The sequence below is a fragment of the Methylacidiphilum infernorum V4 genome (assembly GCF_000019665.1).
Taxonomy (GTDB): Bacteria; Verrucomicrobiota; Verrucomicrobiia; order Methylacidiphilales; family Methylacidiphilaceae; genus Methylacidiphilum; species Methylacidiphilum infernorum.
The window spans coordinates 1,777,231-1,801,242 of the sequence record NC_010794.1 but is presented as its reverse complement, the minus strand read 5'-3'; the positions used below and the strand labels follow the sequence as shown (position 1 = coordinate 1,801,242).

Below are 24,012 nucleotides of genomic sequence, written 5' to 3'. Positions count from 1 at the left end.
TTATCCATCATGCAAGCCGTATTCAATCCTTTTGCCAGCGTTTACAGCAACTCCGGGAGAGCGGTTGCAAGCCAACAAAAGGAGTAAAATTAAACAACGAAAAAACCTTTTTTTAAGGAAAATGTTTCCAGCTTGCCGGTAGGTTGGGTCCTGAGCGAGCAGATTAATGGACCATCCGGGAAGAAAGTTCCGGCTTGAGCGGTGGCGGAAAAAAGTTTGAGCGAGCTGTGCTGAAAAATGAGAAGGGTGTTCTTTTTGGCCCTTTATTATGGGCTGAGTGGTTATGTTGTTTTAAGGGGTTTTTTGGTTCTTCCCCACCTATGGCTTTTCCAGGGAGCTTACCTGTTGATCTGTGCCTGGGCCGTTTTTGGGTATTTTCTTTTTTCTTACCTCAAGGATTGGTTTTACATGCCCTTGATCAACGGCCTTTTGGCCATCTCAAGCCTTTGGCTTCCCGGGGTTATCTACCTTTTTGTTGGGATATGCCTTGTAGATATGGGTTGGTTAATTACGCCGGGCTCTTTTCATTCTCTTTTTTCGGGTAGGTCCTGGATCATAGCCCTAGGGATGATTGGAACAGTGGGAGGGGTTTTACTCAAGGGTTATTTCAATGCCCTCAACGTCGAGATAAAAAAGATCGAGCTGCACATAGAGAAAAAATGTCCGCTTGGTTCCCTGCGCGTTGTCGTGGCTTCAGATATTCATGCCGGGGGAACTATTGGCAAAAGAAGGCTTTCGATTATTTTGAAAAAAATTCTTTCCCTAGATCCGGATCTTATTTTGCTTCCCGGGGATCTGCTTGATGGAAGCAAGAGGGTGTTGGAAAAAGAAGGGATTGAGCATTTTTTCAAAAGCCTTTCGGCCGGCTACGGCGTTTATAGTTGTATAGGCAACCATGAATGTTTTTACGATTCCGACAGTCTATCCTCTTTCCTTGAAAATTGCGGTATCGCCGTTCTGAGGGACGAAACGAGACGGGTGGATGATTTTTTCTATGTTGTTGGAAGAGATGATCAGGCCGTGGAAATAATCGAAGGGAAGGCAAAGAGAAAAACGCTAAGAGAAATTCTCAAGAATTGCGATAGGAGCAAGCCTATACTGGTCATGGATCATAGGCCGACGGCCATTGACGAAGCGGTAAGAGAGCAAGTCGACCTTTTGGTTTGTGGGCATACGCACCAAGGTCAGTTTTGGCCGATCAACCATATCGTGGACAGGCTGTTCCCTTTGAGTTACGGCTATAGAAAAATAGGATTGAGTCATATCGTTGTCACGCGGGGAGCCGGGACATGGGGCCCTCCCGTGAGGGTTGGGCAGAGATCTGAAATTATGTTACTCCACTTGTTTTTTCACAAGGAATAAGCTGCGGCGGCTAGAAGAAAATCCGTAGAGTTCCCTGGATCCAGAAGGGCAGTTGGGGAGTTATAAAATCGTAATTGAAGGATCTTGCACTGATAAAACCGGGAGCTCCGGCGGCCCAATATTTTTCATCGGTAAGGTTATAAAAATAAAGGCTGATTTCCCACTTGGAGGTCGTGTAAAAAAGGCGTGCATTGAGGGTATACCAAGTAGGAATTCTTACGGTGTAGTCATAATTCAAAAACTGCCCGCTTTGAATAATTGCCCAGAGTGAAAAGCCATAACCCTTCTTGGACTGGTAACTCAAAGTAGCGTTACCGTAATTTCTTGGAAAACCGATGAAGGGGTAATCGAGAGGAGCCAGAAAAACATAAGGATCGACGTGCAACCCGAGTTGTTTGGCTACATTAGAGGGATAAGGCTGGGTGGTGAAAGGACCTATAGGAGAACCCGTCCAGTTTTCATGGGCGTCGATAAACGCATAGCCTGCATTCAAAGATAAATTGTGTATGGGGTTCCAGGTGGCCTGAAGCTGTCCACCTTTTAAATAAGCCTGGGTTGTGGCTACCGAGCCTTCCGGAAGGACGTAGGCGGGGATGAATCCATCCTGGTAAAATCCCGAAACGCTCACGGACAGCTTATCCTTGTAGAGCGTGAAATTTGTTCCGATCTCGAAATATTGGTTGGTCAGATGGTAATAGGTGGCAGTAAAATCGGGAGCGAAACTTCCATAGGCGCTTGGGAAGGGGTTCTGGCCGAAAAAATAACTAAAATGGGTATTCATCCAAGAAAAAGGGTCGTAAACAACCCCGGTGTATACTTGGGGAAGGATCGCGGTCATGTTGTTTTCCAGGAAAAGGGGAGCAGGAGTGCCAGGCGGACTAGAAGCATGGACGATATAAAGATCGGAACGGGCGCCGACAACGATGTTCAATTTTTTAGTTAAGTCCATTTTATGCTGATAAAAGGGAGAAAGTTTATAGAATGTGGAAGCGGTGGATAAAAAATTATGGGAGTTAAAGTAAAAGCCGGGATATCCCGGAACGGGAATGTCGGTAAGATAAGGGTTTGAGAAGAGCAGGGCCTGGCTGTAGGAAACGAGGGGAGAAAAATCGTTATCCAGCAGAGGCTTGGTTAGATCCCAAGTGTTAATGGGAGAGTGCCAAACCCCGGAGTATTCCCTATCGCTGTAATAACGAATTTCAACCCCACCATCAAAGTTGTTGTCTATCGAAAGGTTCCCCAAGGAAGTTGAGAAATTTCCCAGGCATTCCATCCTGTCGTCAAAATTGTATCCTGCGGGAAGCACCGACCAAAAGTCTCCGGGGATCATTTGATCGATAAAAGTGCTGTAATATTCAAACATCGAGTTGTTGACAATCTTGAAATTGGAGGAAATTTTTAGGGTTTCAATGAGCTGGGAAACCGCGTAAAGTTGTTCGGTGCTGTTGATGGGATTGTTTAAAAGATTGGTTCTTGGATCAATCGATACAAGCGGTCCCCAGTTTACCGCATAACCCTCACCGGGTGGGGAAGTGCCGATCCCGCTATGAAATATGCCGTTTTGATCGTACCAACCCGCAAAGGGACCCGTCAGGTACAATCTATTGTTGATGAGCTGCTGGGTAGGGCGGTTAAGTCCTGCGGGTGGATTAAGGCTGTTGGAATCGATCTCCGCATTATAATCGATCGAGAAATTCTCGTAGGGCTGATAGCTGAGGGCTATGAAACCCGACTCCCTTCTTAAATAAGATCCGTAGTAGTAGTTATAGTAAGAAGAGCCATCTTGACCAAAATAATCAAGCCGGTAAGCTAGGTTGTTTTTGATCGGCCCTCCCAAATCCAAGTTCCAGAAATTGGTTCCATACATGCCCACGGTGTAGGAAGCTTCCCCCTTGAATTGGTCAAAGTAGGGCAACTTTGTGATCTCGTTGAGATAGCCTCCCGCTAGTTCTTGTGGACCGAAGATAATGTTTGAAGGCCCCATGACCATATCCATGTTTTCATCCATGTTGGGATTGAGCAGAGGGCCATATTGAGCATCCCTGCTAAACCCGACGAGTATTCCATTTCTGTAGCGGGTTGCGGGCAAGCCCCGAAGAATAGGTTCGGCTTGAGGGCTACCGGTGATTTGGGTTTGGTTGATTCCCACTTGATAAGCTGAAAGTTCGTTGACATTTTGAAAATTGATATTTTTTAAACTGCTTTGAGAAAGAATTTTTATGGATTGAGTCCCCGGTGCTATCCCGGTTTGATCGCTTGAAGCTGTTGAATCGCCATCCTGGGAAGGGTTCTCCGGCTGGTCTGCAAGAAGGGAATCAAGATATTCCGGAACGATTTCTTCAGGTAAGGTTGAAGCCAAGGGGGAGGATTTTTTCAAATTTTCAAGGACCTGGGGATAAAGAAAAGGGCTCGAAAAAAACGATCCACTTGCAAGGAACACAACAGAGGTGAGAACAACCCGTAAAGGTGCCTTCAAATAGTCTATAGTCTCCCTCCTCTTTCCTTTTTTTATACCACCCTTATAATTTTTCCCTCTTTAATTTGAACAATTTTTTAAAAATGGGCTAGGGAATATTGGTCAGGGGATCCTTTTCATGCCAAGGGCTTCCCTTTTGCCCTTTTCATAGACGCATAGCTTACGCCGTGCACCGAGTGGGTGTTCGGTTTTGGGTCAAAACCAGGTACAAAAAGGGGGGGCCGGTCAACGATTTTTCAATACCGCCTGCAAAAAGCAAAATTTTATTTCCTCTCCTGGAATATAAGGAAAGCTCCTGGTCAAAAAGAGATAGGGCAATAAAAAAGACAGCCGGTTCATCGTGGAAGTTTGAAATTAAACAAAGAGAGCAGAATCGACTCCTTGAATGATGAAGCGTGGAGAGAAAACCTAAAAGTTATAGCTAAAGCATAATTTTGTACTCGTTTTTTGCCGAAAAAAGACGCTTTTTTTCCATGACGGGATGGAGAGGAAAAGAATAGCCTTGAATGGCTTTCTTTTCATATTAAAGCTTAAAATTTTTTTTTATTTCGCTTAAAGAAATTTTGCCTTCATACAAGCTTCTTCCGAGAATAGCTCCATAGAGCCCTTTTAATTTTAGGAGTTCTTCCACATCTTTGGTGCAACCGATGCCTCCAGAGGCAAAGACGGGTAAACGGCTCATCTCGACAACCTTTTGAGTACCCCTGACATCTGCTCCTTTCAATGTTCCATCGGTTTGGATGTTCGTGTAGAGCAAAAATCCGGCTCCCTTTTGCTCTACCCATTTGATAAAGTTTTCTAAACTATAGCCACTGGATTTTTTCCATCCCTCGATCTGGATTTCACCGTTTTGGGTATCTAGGGCAGCAACGATTTTCTCAGGTCCTATTTTTTCGGAAAGTTCCTGCAAAAATCCCGGATCCGTTACCAGCTTGCTGCCGATGACCACTCGCTGTGCTCCACCTTCAAGGGCTTTTAACACCTGTTCTACCGTTCTCAAGCCCCCGCCAAACTGGATAGGAATGGTCACCGCATAAGCAATTTTCTCTAGGAGATCCAAATGTCGAGGAGTTCCCGAAAAGGCCCCTTCCAGGTCGACAATGTGCAAACCATCCGCTCCTTGGCTCTGCCAAAAAAGGGCCGTTTTGACCGGATCAGAGCCATAAACGGTCATTTCTTCAAGTTTTCCTTGCCTTAATCGAACAACCTGGCCTTTAAAAAGATCAATGGCTGCATACATTTTCATTGTTTTGCCTTTTTTTCTGAACACCTGGCCATTTTGGCTCTATAAAGAAAATTGGTTAAAAGCTGAATACCCTTTTTATGGCTTTTTTCAGGGTGGAACTGCGTAGCTAAAAGATTTCCCCGCGAGATAGCGCTACTAAAGCTGACTCCCCCATAATCCGTTTGCAAAAGAATAATTTCTTTTTGGAGGACATCGGGATAGTAGCTGTGAACAAAATAAAAATAATCGCCGGAGCTTATGCCTTCCAAGTAAGTTGAACTTTTAGCGATTTGAACGGAATTCCAGCCCATGTGAGGAACCTTTTCTTTACCTCCGGGAAACCGCAGGACCTTTCCTTTAAATATTCCCAGGCCTTCATCACCATCCGATTCGCTGCTTTCTTCAAAAAGAATCTGGTATCCAAGACAAATTCCCAAAAAAGGCATGTCCGTTGATATCCACTGTTTGAGAAAGGGCAAAAAACCCTTATCTTGAAGGCTTTTCATGCAATCGCCGAAGGCTCCTACACCAGGTAAAACGAGGGCAAGAAAATCCATGTGGGATGGGGCAAAGACTACCCTTTCCACCCGGTATCGAAGGGCAGTAAGGGCGTTTTCAACACTCTGGAGATTCCCCATTCCGTAGTCAATCAAGCCGACGGGAAAATCGGCTTGGATAGGGTCAGCATTCAGGTTTTGCAATTCTCTACGTTTTTTTCTAGCGATTTTGTATAATATTAGCTAAAAAACAAATTTTTTATGGATGTTTTTTTCACGAAGATGCACGGAGCGGGCAACGATTTTATTCTGCTCGATAATCGTCGAAAATTGATCCAGTTGGACAGCTCACGGATTAGCACTCTTTGCGATCGGCACAAGGGTATAGGGGCCGATGGGCTCTTGGTGGTTGAAAACGATGAAGGGAAAGAGCCCCGCATGGTTTATTTCAACGCCGATGGAAGCCGGGCAAGCTTTTGTGGGAATGGAGCACGCTGTTTTGCTCGTTTTCTTTTTGAAATGGAAAATAAGGATGGGGAGCAGGGAGAAGTTTGCTTTATGACAGAGGCGGGAAGAATAACGGGGTGGATTTCTGGTGAAGCGGTTAAAATAACTCTTCCTACCCCCAAGAACTTGACATTGCGTATTCCCCTGGAAATAGAGGGAAAATCCTACGAGCTCCATAAGATCGATACGGGAGTTCCTCACGTTGTGCTTTTTGAAGATTGCGAAAATCTTCCAAGGAGCACGCTTGAGGAAATCGGTTCCCGTATCCGTTGGCACAAGGCATTTCAGCCCGAAGGCACCAATGTGAATTTTGCATGGAGGGTGGGGGAGCGGAAGATAAAGGTAAGAACTTATGAACGGGGAGTAGAAGGAGAGACATTGGCTTGTGGATCTGGAGTGACCGCCTCCGCCTTGATATCCCACCTTGTTTTGGATATGGACTGCCCGATAGAGGTTTCAGTGCGTAGCGGAGAGACTTTAAAAGTCTATTTTGTGAAATCGGGGCCGGCTTTTAGGGAGGCATTTCTCGAAGGACCTGCTAAAAAGGTTTTTGTAGGGACCATAGAAATAACGTAAAAAAAGCAAATATGAAGATTCAAGGAACATACACCGCCATTATTACCCCTTTTCAAAAAGGAAAGATAGACAAGAAAGCCTTGGAAAGGCTTGTTGAAAACCAGGTCGAAAACCACATCGACGGCGTTGTTCCCGTAGGGACGACGGGAGAATCGCCGACTCTAAGCCATGATGAGCATATCGAGGTCATTCGGTGGACAAAGGAAATAGCCGGCAAACGCATAAAGGTTATCGCCGGAACGGGCTCAAACAGTACGGCTGAAGCAATCCATTTGACCAGAGAAGCAGAAAAAATCGGGGTTGATGGAGTACTCCTTGTTTCTCCCTATTATAACCGTCCTTCTCAAGAAGGACTGTTTCGCCATTTTTCCGCCATTGCTTCTTCCACATCGCTGCCGATTATCCTTTATAATATTCCTTCGAGGTGCGGAGTGGACATTTCAGTAGAAACCGTTGCCCGGTTGGCAGAAAAAAACAGGAACATTGTCGGCATTAAAGAAGCCAGTGGCAGTGTAGATAGGGTAAGCCAACTTGGACAGGTTCTCCCCGAGGAATTTTCTATTTTGAGTGGAGATGATTCTTTAACTTTACCCTTTTTAAGCGTTGGAGCGGTTGGAGTAATCAGTGTAGCCTCAAATCTTTTCCCCAAGGCGGTGGGGGCATTAGTCCGATTATTTTTTTCTGGAAAATCGGACCAGGCTTGTCATCTCCATCGCCTTCTCTACCCTTTGTTTCGGGATCTCATGATCGAGACCAACCCCGTACCTATCAAAACGGCGTTGGCGATGGAGGGGTGGGCTGAATTTGAAATAAGGCTCCCCTTGGCTCCTCTCCAACCTCAAAACCAGGCCAAACTTGAAGCAACCATAAAGCGGACAAAGGAAAAGCTGGCCAGCTTTCAACACTTGCTTGCCTGATGGTGCATGAAACGAAAAACCCAGCAGAAGGAACCAGGGCTATGATAAGAATTCTTTTAACCGGGGCTGGCGGCAAGATGGGGCAAACGGTAGTTCAGGCCGCCGCTTTAGATCCCGAGGTCAAAATCGTTGGACTAGTCGACAAGGAAGATAAGTTAGAAGATCTCTTGGTAAAAGAAGTGGATTGCATCATCGATTTTTCGGTGCATCATTTCAGCCCCGAACTGGTAAGAAAAGCGATGAGTCGGTCTGTTCCGCTTGTTATGGGTACTACTGGCCATAGCCCAGAGGAACTTGCGGAAATTAAACAGGCTGCCCAAAAAATCCCCATCGTTTTATCTCCGAATTTTTCCTTGGGAATAAATGCCATGGAGTTTTTGGTCCGTATCGCTTCCCTCGTTTTGGGAAAAAGTTATGATAAGGATGTCATTGATATCCACCACAATACAAAACTCGATTCTCCCAGTGGAACGGCAAAAAGGCTTTTAGAGGTGCTTGTTGAAGCAGAAGAAAAAGGGGATGAAGGGTTGGGCCAGAAAGCCGAAAAAAACCCTAGGAATAGACTTCCTCAAGTTCATTCCATTCGAGCGGGAACGGTTGTAGGCGTGCATACGGTCATGTACTGCGGTCCAGGTGAGGTCATAGAAATTACCCATAGAGCTGAAAATCGATTTCCTTTTGCTCTGGGTTCTCTCAAAGCGGCCAAGTGGATAATCGGTAAAGCCCCTGCCCTTTATTCCATGAAGGATGTCCTTGGATTGGACCGGATAACTTCTGTTTTAGCCCTATAATTGCCTTGAGGGAATAGGGCCCGGTTTGAATTCCAGGAAGTACTGGTAAGGTAAAAAGAAAAATTCTTTGTCGAGGTAAAATCCCGCTTTGGTGAAATCCTCCACCACGGATTGGGCAGAAAGTTTTAAATGCTTTTTAAATTTTGCCGTGGAAGGGAAAAGCCGTGGAGATCCTTCCTTGATGTCGATAACACAAATGCGGCCGTTTTCTTTCAAAGCGTTAGCCAATTTCTTCAGGTATCCTGGGTTGTGAATATGGTGATAGCTGTTACAGAAAAAAATGAGATCGGCACTCTGTTTTTTAAGCTTTGGGTCGTTGGTAGGCACGTGGCGGACTTTGAGGTTGTTTAGACCTTCCTTTTGTGCTCTTTTCCGCAAGTAGTCAACCATGGCCGGTTCCCTGTCCAAGGCGAGTACTTCGCCTTCAGGACCAACGGCACGAGCAAATTTCACAGCGAAATACCCCGTTCCTGCCCCAATATCTACGATTTTTTCTCCGGGTTTTAAACGCAAGGCATGGAGAACGGCCTGTGGTTTCTGCCATTTATCCCGAGAAGCTGAATCGAACTCCCTTGACCACAAGTAGGGATCTTTAAACCGATAAGATTGAGAAAAAGAATCGGCGGTAGCGGCATGACCACGAAAAAACAAGCTGAAACATAAACATAAAACCCCTCGGGAAAAAAACGCTTTAGCCTTTTTCATGAAAGGGGGGATTTTCATGGGAAGGGGCGAGCTTAGAGTTTATTTCATGCCTAGGAATTCAGCTTGACACCAGCTTACCGCATAATGAACAAGTTCTTCGGTAGACTTGATTTTCAACTTTTCCTTGATCGAGCTCCTGTACGATTCAACCGTTTTTATGCTGATGTGCAGTTGTTCAGAGATCTGTCTTATTCCATGGCCTTTGCCGATGAGTTGAAAAATTTCAAATTCCCTGTTGCTCAACAGTTGAGTAGGATTATTGACCGTTTTCTGGGTCTTTGTTGAAATATTGGAAATAATAAGGTTGGAAACTTTCGGGCTAACGGCTATCTCCCCCTTGGCAATTTTATAAATAGCCTCGATCAGTTTTTCTCCTCCTTCCGTCTTCATGAGGTAACCCCTTGCTCCCGCCTTTAAAGCCCTTTCTGCGTAGATCATTTCGTCATGCATAGAAAAAACAAGATTATAAACCTGGGGATAGGCACATCGAATATCCCTAATCAGTTCCAATCCATTTTTCCCGGGCATGGAAAGATTAATGATCGCAATGTCGGGCAAAACTTTCCCTATCCCCTCAAACCCTTCGTAGGCGTTTCCCGCTTCCCCGCAAACATGCAGGTTTTTATCTCGGCTGAGAAGTTGAATGATTCCTTCTCGAACTACGGGATGATCATCCACTATGAATATTTTAATTTTATCTTTTTTTGTTCTGCTTTTGTTTTCCATTCTTTTCTCAATTTTTTGGAAACCTTAAATAGTGCTGTTGCTTTTCCGCTTTTCCCCTTGTATAAAGAGGAATAAAAAAAAGATTTTTTTGCAAAATGTATACTATTTGCAACCTTTTTAATTTCAAATTCCCGACAAACTAAGAAGCATTTAAAAGAAGCAAAATGCAACTATGTTATTACTAGAAAAGCTGTGCAAAATGCATTTTTAATCTGATAAAAGAAAAACTATTATTAGGTTCAGTCCTTTTTGCTGCCGCCTGCAAGGAAGTCAGAAGGGAAAAACGCCGCCCGGAAAGAAGGCCACCTCCTAAGGATAAAGCTGAAAGGGTTACCGCTAAAGAACCTTTCATTGCCGGCTCATAAAAAGAAGAGATCTTTTCTGTGTTTTTCCTGTTTGCGTGACATGCCCCGTAAAGTTATACTACCCCTAGCCGTGGAATACCTAGGGATGTTCCCGATAGAGATCGTTTCCATCTGCCAGTAAAATGCATCTCTGCGGGTTAGGGCGGAGAGATTGAAGGTTGGCTCTCCTTGTTATTGCCCTAGGCTTTCGGAAAAGCAGATTGGTCGTAATAGGACTTGGAACGGAAATGAACTCTCAAGTTATAGGCAAAAGAGCTTTTTTCTTGCCTTTCCAAAACATAAAGCGGTTCATCGGGTTGTTTGGAACGACCTTAAGATCGACATTATTACTGAAAAATTAAGAAGGCTTAAAAAGTTCAATTCCCGGAGAGAAAGCGGAAAAAAAGATGAAAATTGTGGTCGGCATTACCGGAGCCAGTGGAGCTTTATATGCTCAAAGGTTACTCCATTTTCTTTCTCAAACCGATCATGAAATTCACGTGGTCGTGAGTAACAGGGGCAAGCAGGTAATCGCCTTGGAATTGGGACGTGGCCTGGATATTCCTAAAAAATTTGGCTTATATAGCGATAATACCATGGATGCCCCTTTTGTTAGCGGATCTGCACGCTTTGACGCCATGGTCGTTATTCCCTGCTCCATGGGAACGGCTTGTCGAATTGCCCAGGGAATTTCGAACTCAACGATTACTCGAAGTGCGGATGTTTTTTTAAAAGAGAAAAGAAAGTTGATTTTGGTTGTTAGAGAATCGCCTCTTAATCTCATTCACTTGCGTAATCTTGCAACCCTTGCAGAAGCCGGGGCGGTAATATTACCCGCTTGTCCTTCCTTTTACGGGCTCCCACAGGCTATTGAGGACCTGGTCGATACGGTGAATGCCCGAGTTTTAGATCACCTCGGTATAGACAATTCATTGTCTATCCGCTGGAAGCAAAGTTTTTAGAATGGAATGAACGGTTTAAAAAACCTTTTTATCAAGATAAGAAATCTTTTTGAACTTGTAAAATTTTCTCATACGCTATTTGCCCTTCCTTTTGCGTTGGCCTCTATGGCTGTTGCGGCAAAGGGGATGCCTCCAATGAAAATTTTCATAGGCATATTGCTTTGTATGATTGGAGCAAGGACAGCGGCAATGGCTTTTAACCGGTTCCTGGATTGGGAATTTGATAAACAAAATCCTCGGACAGAAGGAAGGACAAAACTTGCAACCAAGAGGGAAGCCTTGGCCCTAGGCATCGTCTCCTTAGGGATATTTGAGCTTGGAGCTTTTTCTTTGAATTCTTTTTGTTTTTTCCTTTCTCCTTTAGCGGCTTTTCTCATCGTTTTTTATTCATTGACCAAGAGATTTGGGCCCTATTCTCACGCCGTCCTTGGATTGTGCCTGGGCTTGGCTCCTCTTGGAGCATGGGCGGCGGTAAAAGGAAGCCTTGCAAGTCCTCTGCCCTGCTTGTTATCCCTTGCCGTCTTTTTCTGGACTTTTGGCTTTGACATTATCTATGCTCTACAGGATGTGGAATTTGATAGGCGGGTTGGCCTATATTCACTGCCGGCCCAATTTGGAGAGCCATTTTCATTGAAGCTAGCCGCCTTGTTACATTTTTTAGCATGGATCAGTTGGGCTGTTTTTGGATTGATCGGTGATATGAGAAGCCCTTATTGGATAGCTCTTGGAGTGGTGGCCGTTATCCTTGGTTATGAGCATATATTGAGCAGAACCGGGGGAAGAAGGCAGATCAACATGGCCTTTTTTAATATGAATGCTTGGATCAGCCTGTTTATTTTCGTGGGAGTTCTATTGAGTCTCTCCGTGTAAGGTTATGAGAATCAACGAGAATATCTATTCGACTTTCTTAGATCGTTCCCTGCGGCTGGGATTAGCGGATATAGTAGAGAAAATCGGTAATGGCCTTAGGTTGAGCGTTAAAGATGGGCTGCGTCTTTATGCCTGTCCGGACGTGAATTTTGTAGGCAGCCTTGCCGATTGGGTTTCCAGGGATAAGAATGGGCATGTGGTTACCTATATTCTTAACCGGTACCTGAATTATTCGAATGTTTGTATCTTGAGCTGTCAATTTTGTGCTTTTTATAGAAGAAATGGCCAACAAGGAGCTTTTACCCATTCCATAGAAGAACTGGTTAAAGAAACCGAAGAGGCGGCGGCAAAAGGGGCCACGGAGGTTCATTGCGTAGGCGGATTGCACCCGAAGCTACCCTATTCTTATTACCTCGATTTGATCCGAGCAATAAAAGAAAAATTGCCCCAGGTAATGATTAAGGCCTTTACGGCCGTAGAGATCATCCATTTGGCGAAAAGAATCGCCAAGAAATCTATCCAAGAGGTCCTGGTTGACCTTGCATCCGCCGGCCTGGATTCTTTAACGGGGGGAGGAGCCGAAATATTTGATCCGGAAATAAGAAAAAGGATCTGTGCAGGTAAAGAAAGCGCCGATGAGTGGCTCGAAGTGCACAGGCGGTGGCACAACCTGAAGAAAAAAAGTACGGCGACAATGCTTTTTGGCCATGTTGAAACCCTTGCCCATCGAGTTGATCACCTATCGAGGCTTCGGGAACTTCAAGATGAAACGAAGGGCTTTTGTGCTTTTATTCCTTTTGCCTTTGAACCGGAAAACACAAAGCTGGGAAATATAAAGAAGGCTACGAGCATCGATTTTTTAAAAACGATTGCCTTCAGCCGGCTGTTCTTGGATAACTTTGATCACGTAACGGCCTACTGGATCAGTTCGGGAATGGCCGTTGCAGAACTCGCCCTCAATTACGGGGCAGATGACTTGCACGGGACGATTGAAAAGGAAAGAATCTTTCACATGGCCGGATCGAAGACACCCCCGGGACAGACCGTTGCCACCTTAAGAAAGGCGATTGAAAATGCGGGAAAAATTCCCATACGTCGGGATACCTATTACCGGAAACTAGAGCCTAATTCTTATTTGCCTGCTAGGGTTTGATCGGTTCGCTTCTGAGGTGCTCGTTTCTGCGGTGTGCGTTTCGAACAGCTCGCGCAAGAAGGGCTGCGTTCGTGAGGCTGCCCAGTTCCAGTGGGGTCGCGGTGCTGATCGCCCACAAGATCGTCCAGGATCCAAACAAAAAGCAGGCTGATTGTTTTGCCCGAGGCGGCGGGAACAGCCCCCTTTGTCGACAATTGGGCTTGGGGCAAAAAATGGGAAAGCGGTACGAGGCATGGGGAAAAGACGCCTCTATACCGAAGCCTTTGCGGGCTTCGCTACAAAGCCTGTTGAATGCGCTCGAGCACAATCAATACCCGTGGATGCCCGAAGCTGCCAAGTGCGCTCCTAAAGCGGCGATTATCCAGTCTGGCAACCGTTCCAGGACTTCTTTGCCGGACGGATCCGTTACCTCAACTCTTCCTAAGAAAGCCGTTCGCGACCGTTTCACCCTCACAAGCCGCCGGTTTGAAGGCGACGGTTTGCAGATTCGAATCCCCAAGATCGGCTGGGAGCGCATGTTCCAGGTCTTGCGTTTTACTGGCAAGATCATGTCGGCAGCGTCCTGCCGGCATCTCCGGCAAGTGGTTCGCCCGCATCGTTGTGGACACACCCGGCCGCCTTGTTCCTACCCCCAACCGAAAACCAAGGCGCGGTGGGCGTGGATCCGGCCGTGTAGGCCCTGGCAAGGATCTCGGCTGGGAAGAAGGTGACCAGTTCCAAGCCGCCCAAGGAGCTGCTGGACCGCTTGCGCAGCCTAGTGCTGAGCCTGGGCTCCAAGAGGAAGAAGTCGGTCAGCCGGGGCAAGGCCAGGGAGAAGCTGGCGAGGCTTGACGGCAGAATCGCTGACAGCCGCATGGAGGTCCTGCTCAAGCCCACGACTGGACTCAGACGCCGGTTTTAGCCCAGCGGCGCCTGAGGGCCTGGCGGTGAGTGACATGATAGGCAACCCGAGAATGGCTCGGTCGATCGCAGAGGTGGGCTTCTAGGAGTTGCGGCGGCAGTTGGAATAAGAGGTCGCGATCCGAGGCGGGGAGGTGGTCGCCGATCCGATCTTTTCCGGCAGCAAGAGCCGTTCCTGCTGCGGGCACCGGTTGGAAAGCTTGCCGATCTTGGCGCGGAGGTGGAGCTGTCCAGCCTGTGGGGCTGAGCAACACCGGGAGGTGGACGCCCCAGTGAATCGCAAGGATTTGGCCGTGAGTTCCACGGTGTCGGCTCCTGGAGGGGAAGGCTCTGGTCTTGGTCGCAAGGCGAGAACGAAACCGGCCTCGATGAAGCGGGAAGCCTGCTTCTTTCCTATTTAGGCAGGGGTGAGCAAGCCAAAGAATACGGTGGATTCCCCTAGGATTTGTTTCAAATTCTTCCGATAAAAAAAGAGGAAAATCTCCATAAATCCCAGCTTTCGTTTGCAAGAATTTCTTTGTAGTGGTATTATGTTTAAAAAAAATAATATTTATTGGTATGCCAAAGTCTTCATTGCAATTTCCAAAAATGAAAAAAGGTTCATCGTTAAAAAGAAACGATTCATCGAAAAACGAACCGGGCGGTGAATCGAATTGGAAAGGATTTCTTTTCTTTCTTGTTTCAATTCTTTTTGTCGTGCTGGCTTATTATGTCAGCGTGAATCAGGGTCCGGGAATTGAGCAGAAATCCCTTCCCCAGTTGACACGGCTTTTAGACCAGGGAAGGGTCAAGGCCTTGGTTTTTATCCGGGATACATCTACCGGGCAGACATTTCTGGAGGGAAGGTACACGCGGCCGGCGGGGCCAACCGAAAATGCGGAAATCGTTGTTCCGTTTCGCACCGTAGTTGACTTGGAATTCAACAGGGACTTAAAACAGTTCTTAGCATCCAAGGGGTTCCCCGAAATCGATGTCAAAGTCATTCACAATTTTTGGGGGCAAGCTTTTTTAAGCGTTCTTCCCTTCCTTTTGTTTATTTTGGCTCTTTATTTTCTGTTCCGCCAACAGATTAGGATGGCGGGCAGGGGGGCCTTCAGCTTTGGAAAGAGCCGAGCGCGTCTCTTGAGCGGAGGAAAAACAAAGGTGACTTTCAAAGATGTTGCGGGAGTGGAAGAGGCCAAGGAAGAAGTCCAGGAGCTGGTTGAATTTCTCAAGGACCCAAAGAAATTCCAGAAACTCGGAGGAAGGATTCCCAAAGGTGTTTTGATGGTGGGGCCTCCGGGAACAGGAAAAACTCTGCTGGCCAAGGCTATAGCGGGGGAAGCCGACGTGCCCTTTTTCAGCATTAGTGGTTCGGATTTTGTGGAGATGTTCGTGGGCGTGGGAGCCTCACGAGTTCGGGACATGTTTGAACAAGCCCGGCGTCATGCTCCATGCATCGTCTTTATTGACGAAATCGATGCGGTTGGACGTGCTCGAGGAACCGGCCTTGGCGGAGGCCATGATGAACGGGAACAGACTTTAAATGCTCTTTTGGTTGAAATGGATGGGATCGAGTCTCAAGAAGGAGTTATCGTCATTGCGGCGACCAATAGGAAGGACGTGTTGGATCCCGCGCTTTTGAGACCCGGAAGGTTTGACCGCGAGGTTCGGGTAAACTTGCCCGATATCCGGGGTCGTGAACAGATCCTTAGGGTTCATGCGCAAAAGATTAAGCTTTCAAAAAATGCCGATCTTTCCGCGCTGGCAAGGGGTACACCCGGATTTTCCGGAGCCGAGTTAGCTAACCTAATCAATGAAGCGGCGTTAATAGCCGCTAAAAAAGGCAAAGATAACGTTGATCAACCGGATTTGGAAGAAGCCAGGGACAAGGTGAGGTGGGGTAAGGAGCGCCGCAGCCTTGCCATGAGCGAGGAAGAGCGAAAGACCACCGCATATCATGAAGCAGGCCATGCCGTTCTCAATGTCCTCTTGGAAAATACCGATCCCATACACAAGGTTACGATTATCCCGCGAGGGCCTGCATTGGGCGTGACGATGATGCTTCCTGCTTCCGATAAATACAATGCCCGAAAGAAAGAGGTCCTGGATGATCTCTGCGTAGCCATGGGAGGCAGGGTGGCTGAGGAAGTTTTCTTGGGTGATATATCGAGTGGAGCCAGCGGTGATATTCGCCAGGCTACTTGGTATGCTCGGAAAATGGTGTGTGAGTGGGGGATGAGTGAAAAGTTAGGCATGGTCCATTACGCCGATGACTCTTCAATGGTTTTTCTCGGTAGGGAGTTAGGAACTTCAAGAGGCTATAGTGAAGCCACGGCTCGTGCAATTGACCACGAGGTCCAACATTTCATCCAGGCGGCTTATGAAAAGGCTAAAAGAATTATCCTGGAGCATAAAGATAAAGTCGAAGCGTTAGCCCAAGCCCTCTTGGAGTATGAGACCCTCAATGCCGACCAAGTGACCGAAATTGTGAAAACGGGAAAGATGACCAATCCTCCTTCAAAGAATTCTTCCCCAGTTTCCAATGGAGGTGAAGCTTCTTCTACGAAGAGCCCGGCAAGACAGGAAGAAACCACTAAAGATGGTGGGCTTTTACCCGGTCTTGAAGGAGCCCCGGCTTAATTGAAGCGAGGTTATCTTAAAAGGGCAAGGATTGCCCTTCGCATTTCCTTGTAATGGGTTGACAAAGAAGAGAAAAGCGGTCTTTTGGGCATAAGCCCGAGCTTTGTTGCCGTGTTCCTTACCCAAGTTTCAGCTCCTCAAACCATACTCAAGGATGAGATCGGCCGGTTGATCGCCTGTATTTACCCCGGTGTGAACCTGGCAATCCCTGGAGATTACAGTTCTTCAACACTTGATGAAGGTTGACGCCGGCCAGGGCTAAGCTTTTCTTTTTGCTTGATCGGGAAAGGTTTCTTATTTTTCCATCTTCCCGCAGCACTTGAACCCTGAGTATAACAGGTTCTGCCTCTTGCCCTAAAGGGAAAGCTTGTTTCGAGACCTGGGCGGCTTCCCTCCAAGCAGAGAAAGCGGCGAGAAGAAAGTGGAAATTATTTCCTTTTTCTTAGAGCCCGGCTGTGAGAAGGGCATCCAGCCGTTGTTTTCTTTATTGGTAGCGCAGAAACCTCCGGTCCAGCTTAAAAAAGGTTAGCCTCTATTCTTGGCCGCCAGTTTTACCCTTTATCGGAAGCCAGATGATCGGCCTTTTTTGTATTATCCTAGTTTGTAGAATCGAGCCTGCGTTTCGTTTACCTGGGGATCCGGATCGTTTCGGTAAACGAAAATTTAGGGGCAGTAGGTTTAAGGGGAGGAGCATAAAAGGTAGCGGCTAGCTCTATTCCTTGCACTTGGAACTGCGCTTGATCACTGGTTGACAAGGGCATTGGAGATGTTGCCGCTTTCATCTTCAGCACGAATAAAAAGGATTTTCTTTTCTTGGGTCAGGGAAATGACAAATTCTTGTTTTTGAAAATCCAGTACTCCTTCCTTGGGATAAAGGGGAGTAAAGTTTTTCCCATCTTCGGAAATTTCCACCGTTTTAATCCCGCTGCCTTCATCCGATACCGTTAGACTAATGGCGTTTAGGGTTTTATTCTGGATGTGGATCTTGGGAGGAGTATTATCAACCAGGAAAGGACGGCTTTCTAGAGAGGCTTTTAACCCCATGCCCAAAGGATTATCCTTTTCATCCGTAGCTTCTACTTTGAGGACATAAAAGCCATCCGGCCATCCGGTTGTATCCCAGCTAAATAAACTTTCATCCAGGTCCTTGGCAAGGACTGTCCAGCGAGGAGAAAGAAAAGGCCTAAAGAAAATGCAGTACTTTAGGTCATCTCCATCCGGATCAACAGCCTTCCAAACGGCTGTCCGAAGTCCCCGGCTTTCCTTGATCTGAAATCGCGGGGGAAGGGCTTGGCTTTCAAACTCAGGGGGTTTTTCATCGTGAGAAAGAAGCTGATCGATCGTCTTGGTTGGAGGGGGCGGAGGAGGCATCGTTAGACTGCTATAAGAAATTCCGGAAGGGAGGATTTTTAACAATTCGATTTTAGGAGGAATATTCTCGGGTAAACAGGCGATTTCGACCCGGCTCACCTTGGCGTTTTTCCCGAGCCGAAGTTCGAATTGCAAGTACCTGCCCTTTGGACTTACACAATGGTTGTCCACGAGCGGCTGCCACCCGTACCATCCCGCTTCTGTCCTATGGGTATTACCCGTTCTTGTGAGGATTTCAACGTTTCCTTCTTTTTCCAGCCTTATTGATCCCCATTTGGCTATCGATCCTGCATCTAAAGGCCAAGAACGATAGACAGATTCTCTTTCACGCGCACTTTCTCCGCTCAAATAAATGTGAACGGGATTGCTTGAAGAAATGAATAGTTGGTTCCCACTTAAGGCAAAGGCATTAACCTGGTTAGAATCCGTTTTCATCACCCGATCCATTTTCCCATTGGAATCAATCGAGTAGATATAACCTCCGGACTCTGATCCTATGAAAAGCCGGTCCTTAAACCACTGGATGGCAAAAACAAAATCCTTGCTGCTCCAAATGGGATAGGCTGTCCCTGTTTTTTCCATTTTCCAGATTTCGGAAAGCCTTGGAGGAATAGAAGGCTTTATCGAGACGAGGGGTTGAGTTTTTGTGCTGGGATACTCCTTGGTTTCGTCGGGTTCTCCACTGACTTCTATCCACCCTTCTGGCAGTAAGGAGGAGCTGTCCTGTGGGGATTGATTTTGTATCCGAGGAGATTTTTTCTTTCCGACGGTAGAAAAGTAAACGTTTCCCTCCTCTCCAGCTACCAGTTGGTTGATCTCATCTTTTTCAGGATCGACAAGAAGGATGGATTTGCCTCCTTGGAAAATTTCGTAAATGGCTCCCCTGTTTGCCGTTCCCGCAAGCAAGGTATCTTTTGCAGGATGGAAAAGCAAGGTACGGACATGGGTTTCATTGACCGTGGCATAAATTTCTCCTTTGGCCTCGGCGGTTAACCGGTAAATACGTCCTCCAATTCCGGTTCCTACATAGACATTAGATTTATCATCACAAATAAGACTCCATATGTATTTTTCCTTTGGATCAAAAAAGACGGTAAAGTGGCCGTTTGTATCGATTTTGTAAATTTTCCCATCGGGGGAAGTGCCGACGAAGATCTCTCCCTTCTTGTTTTTGGCTAAGGCTGAAACATTCCCTTCGGGAAACTTGGCGATGAGTTGGTATGAACCGTCTTTTTTGACGCGAAACAACTTCCCCTCTGGAGATGTTCCTACAAGGCAACTGTCTAAAGATTCAGCCAAGATTGACCAGGTTTGTTCGGCAGGAAGGCTGCAAATTTTTTCCATGAAAGGGGAGGGAACAAGCGTTCCTTCGGCTTTTATTTCGACACTTTCAGAAGTTCCTTGGGCAAAGTCATTGTAACTGTCTAAAATTATTCTTTGAGGATGAATAGCGTGGATTTCTGGAGGGCTTTGAAAAAAAAATAAGCTTAAAATAAAGATTTGAGAGGGAATCTTTTTAAAAATATTCATGGCCAAAATGCATGCTCCGTTTTCATATCCTTATTAGCCTTAGAAAAAGAAGAAAAAAACACCGCTCTTATAAAAAGAGGAGCCAATACAAGCTAAAACCCGAAATCCAAGGCTTAGTTTTCCTCTAAAAATCACCCTTTTAAGGCATTGGTTTTGGGGTTTGTGGTGTCGAAGGAGGGAGATTGGGTAGAGTAACTTGCAGGGGAGGTTCTGCAGAAAGACTGCCGAGGAAGCTCACGATTTTCTTTACTTCTTCATCGGTTAAATTCTTTCCAAGCTGCACATACCCCATCGTTTTTACCGCCTCTTCTAAAGACCAAGTATGACCATTGTTGAAATAGGGAGCGGTTTTAGCCACGTTGCGTAGAGAAGGAACTTTGAAAACATATTTATCCGCCGGGTTGTTGGTGACCTCGAATCTCCCCAGGTCCTGCAACCAGCTAACCTTGTGGACCAAGCCGAATTTTTGGAACATTCCTCCTCCAATACCCGTTCCATTATGGCAGGAAATACAACCGGTCTGGATAAAAGTCTTCAGTCCTTCTTTTTCTTCGGGACTTAACGCCGACAGGTCTCCGTCCATGTATCGGTCAAAACGAGACGGGGTTATGAGGGTGCGTTCAAAGGCAGCTATCGCTTTTGCCGCGTTCTCAAAACTGACCGGATCGGTTTCATCAGGAAATGCTTTCTTGAACATTTCCACGTATTGGGGGATACTTTTCAGCCTTTGGACCACGAGTTCCTTGGTCGAGGCCATTTCCTTGGGATTTAGCATCGGTCCCATGGCTTGTTCTTCGACATCCTTGGCTCGACCGTCCCAAAATTGGGTGAATTCCAAGGCCGCATTCAATACCGTGGGAGCATTTCTTGGACCGATTTGCCATTTATGACCGATTGAAGTCGGCAGGCCATCAACCCCGCTATTAGCCAAGCTATGGCAGGAATTGCAACTGATTTTAGAACTCTTTGAAAGCCTGGGTTCAAAAAAGAGATAGCGCCCCAAGTTGACCTTCTCAGGAGTAACGGGATTAGAAGGATTTTCTGCAACTTTGGGGACGATGCCGAAGATGGTTTTGACTTTATCAGGAGCAATTTCTTGAGAATAACCGGGGTTCGAGGAAAAAAAGGAAAGAAGGGGCAAACAGATAAAACAGAGAAAAAACCCACTGACCTTGTGCATCGGTAACCTCTTTTTTTTGTAAAAAATTTTCAAAGCTTCATCCAGAAAGGATGAAAATATTTTTAAATACAAACTACTGAAGGCTTTATAATCTTTTGATCGAACTGTCAAGAAATGAAAGTAAAAGATTTTTTTTATCCTATTGGAATAGAACGGCACTTCTGCTTACTGGACTTCAATTTTCACGGCCTTGTCTGCCCATACCATGCCCGGGAGCTCCATTTCGGTTTCTGTTAATATCTCCTCGTTGTCCTGAACGGTCAGCCTGGAAACGTTTGATGCATTGGAAAGGACGGTTAAAGAAAGAGGTAAGGAAGGCAGTTCATGACCTGCGCGGACTTCTCCGGGACTTTCGGCAACAAGTTGTATGTAAAGGCTATTGGTTTTATGTCTTGCATTCAGGGCCTCAACAAGCTCCTTTGCGTCGGATATATCCTGGATCTTTTTATCCAAGATAATCTTGTCAAGGATATTGCCGGAAAGAACGCGCACCGTCAAGGTCGTGGAAGCACCCACCGTTGAGGGGATATTGAACTGGACACTGCGCAGGAGTTTTTCTCCATACTTTTCTTTCAGTTCAAGCTGGAGATGGACTTGAGAAGAAGGTTTATATCTTTGAGAATCGGTATAGATCTTTTCGACCATCCATACCTTTTCTTTTTCAGAAGAAACAACGGAAAGGTCCAAGGACTTGATTTTGGGTTCGATCCAAGGTTGTTCAAAAAGGATATTCAACGGCTTGGTAATTTCCATGGTCGCATCGATGATATCGGTATCATGTCCCGAATAAAACCCTCCCAGGAAAAGGGGAGGGAGATTTTCAAAAAGAACCTTCCCCTCGACTTTAACTGAAAACGTTCGCGAGGAATTATCCGTAGAAGACAAGGCCTCGGCTAAGGCAAGATTGACGAGCATGGGAGAGAGGGAAGGATGCGATATAAATCGCCCTTCTAGAGGCTTCAGCATTTTATCATCGTGGATCCTTTTCAAGCTGTAAGAAGCCATGGGAGGAATAGGGCCTATTTTGCCTCCGATTGCCGAAAGCCGATCCTCCAGTATAGTTCCTATAACGGAACCGATATTCGCCAGTTTATAAGGGGTTTCATAGCTGGGGATGGTCGTAATGACTTCAGCCATGGCCATGGGAAGATCGCTTTTGCCGAATCCGAACATGGGATGACCAAAAGCTAGAACGTTGATCCCCTTTCTCCATGTCAAGGTACCGGTTCCTCCTATAGAAATATCTCCTGTCATCATGACGGCGGAGACGGGAGAACCCGGTTGCAAAGATTCAGGTTGGACGGTCAAAGAGGAAGATCCAGATCCACCGGAAACAACCAGGAAGGGAAATTTTTCCCAGCCGAATCGCTTGAGATACTTTTCAAAAAGATTTTGGTTGATGCCGCTAACCGTAAGAGGGACAGCCAGCCAATCCGTTCTTTGTTGCAAAAGTCCCCCGGGGCGACGAGGTCCGATAAGATTCCAGGAGGAGCTGTTCCCTAAAGAAAGATACGACGAAGGAGAACCGAGGTTTTGATTCTCCATCCTTTCGACCTTAAGCATATCTTCTATCGGGGTAAAACCACAGTGGCCATCTTTTTCAAAGGAAGCAATCCGACGGGACAATGCCCCTACAAGTTTCCCATCCACGTAGAGAGGACTGCCGCTCATGCCATGAACGGCTCCAATCACCGCCGTTTTGGGGTCGACGAGCTTGGCGATGATCAGGTCGAGCCCCGGCCCGATGTAGTTTTTAGCTATACCCAGGATCTCCGTTTGGAGGGGTTCAATTTTATCTCCTTGTAAGACGGTATAAGTAATACCCCGCATTCCGGGTTTAAGCTTTTCTTTCGGATAATATTCCACAGCAGAGTTGCTTTCGGAACCCAGGCAAAATTGCCCCGTGGAAAGAAAGAAAACCAGGGAAACCCAAACCACGAAAACGAGGCGTAATAAAAGAGTCATGGCATCTTCTTTAAAATATCATAAACGAACTTGACCAGTTCATCAATGTCAGTTTCGCTGTGGGCTGTACTCAAAAAAGCGGTTTCAAAAGGGGAAGGGGGAAGAAATATGCCTGAATGGAGAAGGGAGGTAAAGAAACAAGAAAATCGCTTTTTATCTACGCTATAAACATCGGTAGCGGATCGAATGTTTTTTGCGGTAAAGAAAAAGCTGAACAGGGATCCGCGTCGATTGAACTGAAAAGGGATTGGTAGCTTTCTTTGAATGTCTTTTATTGCCGATTCAAGCTCACTTCCTAAAGTTTCTAGATGGCTGTAGGGTGGTGCTTTTTTGATCTGTTCAAGTTGAGCAATGCCCGCGGCCATAGCCAGGGGATTGCCGCTGAGTGTCCCGGCTTGGTAAACACTTCCCAGTGGAGATAGGCTGTCCATGATCTCTTTTTTGCCTCCAACAGCCCCCACGGGCAATCCTCCACCAATGATTTTCCCAAGCACGGTCAGGTCAGGTTGAATTCCGAAAATTTCCTGTGCCCCGCCCAAGGCCAATCTAAAACCTGTAATCACCTCGTCGAATATGACAAGAGTTCCATATTCTCGAGCCGTCTTAAAGAGGCATTCTAAAAAACCCTCTTCGGGAGGAATTAATCCGCAGTTCGCCAGCACCGGTTCGAGGATAACGGCAGCCGTTTCTTTGCCCTGTCGTTTAAAAGCTTCAAGAAGAGTTTGCCTGTCATTCCAGGGAAGAACGAGAGTTAAAGAGGAAAGACATGGAGGAATGCCGGCGCTGTTGGGTACAGCCGTAGTGAGAGCTCCAGAACCGGCTTTGACCAAAAGGCTATCCGAGTGTCCATGATAACATCCTTCAAACTTCATTATCTTTTCTCTTCCACTCACTCCCCTGGCTATTCTTATAGCGGTCATGCATGCCTCGGTTCCACTGTTGACGAACCGGATTTTTTCGATCGAAGGCATGGCGGACTGGATAAGCCGGGCAAGCTTGATTTCAAGCGGGCTGTTTGCGCCGTAACTCGTTCCGTCTTTAAGGGCTTCTCCCACGGCCCGCACAACGGCAGGATGGGCATGACCATGAATTAAAGCTCCCCATGAACAGACATAATCGGTATAGTCGTTTCCATCGACATCGGTGATTTTTGAACCTTTCGCTCGGCTGACATAAAAAGGGAAGCCGCCTACCGATTGAAAAGAACGAACGGGAGAATTGACTCCGCCAGGAAAAATTTCCTGGGCTTCTTTCCATAATTTTTCAGAGAGCACGAAGTCCATTTCTAGTTTTATCAATGAAAAGGATTCCCTTAAGGCAGCCCTGGACAGCT

General features: G+C 46.4%; 20 protein-coding genes. 10 read left to right on the top strand and 10 right to left on the bottom strand.

Translation table 11 applies throughout. The annotated features are described in order from the left end of the window. Positions 1–237 precede the first annotated feature (237 nt). Positions 238–1,362: a metallophosphoesterase gene (locus tag MINF_RS08545; RefSeq protein WP_012464266.1), complete on the top strand. Its 1,125-nt coding sequence runs from the start codon at positions 238–240 to the stop codon at positions 1,360–1,362. A 10-nt stretch (positions 1,363–1,372) separates the two neighbouring features. Here MINF_RS08545 and MINF_RS08540 read toward each other — a convergent pair whose 3' ends face one another. From MINF_RS08540 to hisH, 3 genes are all read right to left on the bottom strand, one after another. Continuing rightward, positions 1,373–3,802, bottom strand: coding sequence for a TonB-dependent receptor (locus MINF_RS08540; RefSeq protein ID WP_238523473.1), 2,430 nt, complete (start codon positions 3,800–3,802; stop codon positions 1,373–1,375). Between the two features lie 559 nt (positions 3,803–4,361). Continuing rightward, positions 4,362–5,084: a 1-(5-phosphoribosyl)-5-[(5-phosphoribosylamino)methylideneamino]imidazole-4-carboxamide isomerase gene (hisA, locus tag MINF_RS08530; RefSeq protein ID WP_048810301.1), complete on the bottom strand. Its 723-nt coding sequence runs from the start codon at positions 5,082–5,084 to the stop codon at positions 4,362–4,364. Continuing rightward, positions 5,081–5,764 (bottom strand): imidazole glycerol phosphate synthase subunit HisH, encoded by a 684-nt coding sequence (gene hisH / locus MINF_RS08525; RefSeq protein WP_012464262.1) that lies wholly within the window; start codon positions 5,762–5,764, stop codon positions 5,081–5,083. The genes hisA and hisH overlap by 4 nt, the downstream gene beginning before the upstream one ends. A gap of 57 nt (positions 5,765–5,821) precedes the next feature. On the opposite strand from hisH, the gene dapF reads away from it, so the two are divergent. From dapF to dapB, 3 genes are read left to right on the top strand one after another with little or no spacing between them, the layout of a single operon-like run. Then, a complete protein-coding gene (dapF, locus tag MINF_RS08520; protein ID WP_012464261.1) occupies positions 5,822–6,643 on the top strand; it encodes a diaminopimelate epimerase in 822 nt (273 codons plus the stop codon). An 11-nt stretch (positions 6,644–6,654) separates the two neighbouring features. Then, on the top strand, positions 6,655–7,560 hold the full coding sequence (dapA, locus tag MINF_RS08515) for a 4-hydroxy-tetrahydrodipicolinate synthase (protein WP_012464260.1): 906 nt from the start codon (positions 6,655–6,657) through the stop codon (positions 7,558–7,560). Between the two features lie 41 nt (positions 7,561–7,601). After that, entirely contained in the window at positions 7,602–8,351 is a 750-nt protein-coding gene (dapB, locus tag MINF_RS08510; protein ID WP_148205218.1) for a 4-hydroxy-tetrahydrodipicolinate reductase, read from the top strand. Here the strand turns inward: dapB and MINF_RS08505 are convergent. Next, positions 8,346–9,074: a class I SAM-dependent methyltransferase gene (locus MINF_RS08505; protein WP_012464258.1), complete on the bottom strand. Its 729-nt coding sequence runs from the start codon at positions 9,072–9,074 to the stop codon at positions 8,346–8,348. The genes dapB and MINF_RS08505 overlap by 6 nt on opposite strands. A 21-nt stretch (positions 9,075–9,095) precedes the next feature. Continuing rightward, entirely contained in the window at positions 9,096–9,782 is a 687-nt protein-coding gene (locus MINF_RS08500) for a response regulator (RefSeq protein ID WP_048810300.1), read from the bottom strand. A 751-nt stretch (positions 9,783–10,533) separates the two neighbouring features. Between MINF_RS08500 and MINF_RS08485 the strand changes: the two genes are divergently transcribed. The 4 genes from MINF_RS08485 (at position 10,534) to MINF_RS11620 (ending at position 13,942) form a co-directional block, all read left to right on the top strand. Next, positions 10,534–11,088, top strand: coding sequence for a UbiX family flavin prenyltransferase (locus MINF_RS08485; RefSeq protein ID WP_012464254.1), 555 nt, complete (start codon positions 10,534–10,536; stop codon positions 11,086–11,088). Between the two features lie 6 nt (positions 11,089–11,094). After that, positions 11,095–11,958 (top strand): 4-hydroxybenzoate octaprenyltransferase, encoded by an 864-nt coding sequence (locus tag MINF_RS08480; RefSeq protein ID WP_012464253.1) that lies wholly within the window; start codon positions 11,095–11,097, stop codon positions 11,956–11,958. 4 nt (positions 11,959–11,962) lie between these two features. Beyond that, positions 11,963–13,111 carry an aminofutalosine synthase MqnE gene (mqnE, locus tag MINF_RS08475; RefSeq protein WP_012464252.1) on the top strand — a complete coding sequence of 383 codons (1,149 nt, stop codon included), beginning with the start codon at positions 11,963–11,965 and terminating at the stop codon, positions 13,109–13,111. 600 nt (positions 13,112–13,711) lie between these two features. Beyond that, positions 13,712–13,942, top strand: coding sequence for a hypothetical protein (locus tag MINF_RS11620; protein ID WP_048810298.1), 231 nt, complete (start codon positions 13,712–13,714; stop codon positions 13,940–13,942). Positions 13,943–13,995: 53 nt separating this feature from the next. On the opposite strand, the gene MINF_RS12030 is transcribed toward MINF_RS11620, so the two are convergent. After that, positions 13,996–14,520: a hypothetical protein gene (locus MINF_RS12030; RefSeq protein ID WP_012464250.1), complete on the bottom strand. Its 525-nt coding sequence runs from the start codon at positions 14,518–14,520 to the stop codon at positions 13,996–13,998. A 79-nt stretch (positions 14,521–14,599) separates the two neighbouring features. Between MINF_RS12030 and ftsH the strand changes: the two genes are divergently transcribed. Both ftsH and MINF_RS11485 read left to right on the top strand, forming a co-directional pair. Beyond that, a complete protein-coding gene (ftsH, locus tag MINF_RS08455; RefSeq protein WP_274377010.1) occupies positions 14,600–16,633 on the top strand; it encodes an ATP-dependent zinc metalloprotease FtsH in 2,034 nt (677 codons plus the stop codon). An 84-nt stretch (positions 16,634–16,717) separates the two neighbouring features. After that, positions 16,718–16,879, top strand: a complete 162-nt coding sequence (locus tag MINF_RS11485) for a hypothetical protein (RefSeq protein WP_187146933.1) — start codon at positions 16,718–16,720, stop codon at positions 16,877–16,879. Between the two features lie 495 nt (positions 16,880–17,374). Here the strand turns inward: MINF_RS11485 and MINF_RS08450 are convergent, their stop codons facing one another. The 4 genes from MINF_RS08450 to hemL all read right to left on the bottom strand — a co-directional run bounded on the left by MINF_RS08450 (position 17,375) and on the right by hemL (position 23,962). Next, a complete protein-coding gene (locus MINF_RS08450; RefSeq protein ID WP_048810297.1) occupies positions 17,375–19,534 on the bottom strand; it encodes a WD40 repeat domain-containing protein in 2,160 nt (719 codons plus the stop codon). 139 nt (positions 19,535–19,673) lie between these two features. Next, the gene (locus MINF_RS08445; RefSeq protein WP_048810532.1) at positions 19,674–20,714 is read right to left on the bottom strand and encodes a cytochrome-c peroxidase; all 1,041 of its coding nucleotides are present in this window, start codon (positions 20,712–20,714) and stop codon (positions 19,674–19,676) included. 165 nt (positions 20,715–20,879) lie between these two features. Continuing rightward, positions 20,880–22,679 carry a SpoIVB peptidase S55 domain-containing protein gene (locus tag MINF_RS08440; protein ID WP_012464240.1) on the bottom strand — a complete coding sequence of 600 codons (1,800 nt, stop codon included), beginning with the start codon at positions 22,677–22,679 and terminating at the stop codon, positions 20,880–20,882. Then, positions 22,676–23,962: a glutamate-1-semialdehyde 2,1-aminomutase gene (gene hemL, locus MINF_RS08435; protein ID WP_048810296.1), complete on the bottom strand. Its 1,287-nt coding sequence runs from the start codon at positions 23,960–23,962 to the stop codon at positions 22,676–22,678. Before hemL ends, MINF_RS08440 begins: the two co-directional genes overlap by 4 nt. Positions 23,963–24,012 lie beyond the last annotated feature (50 nt).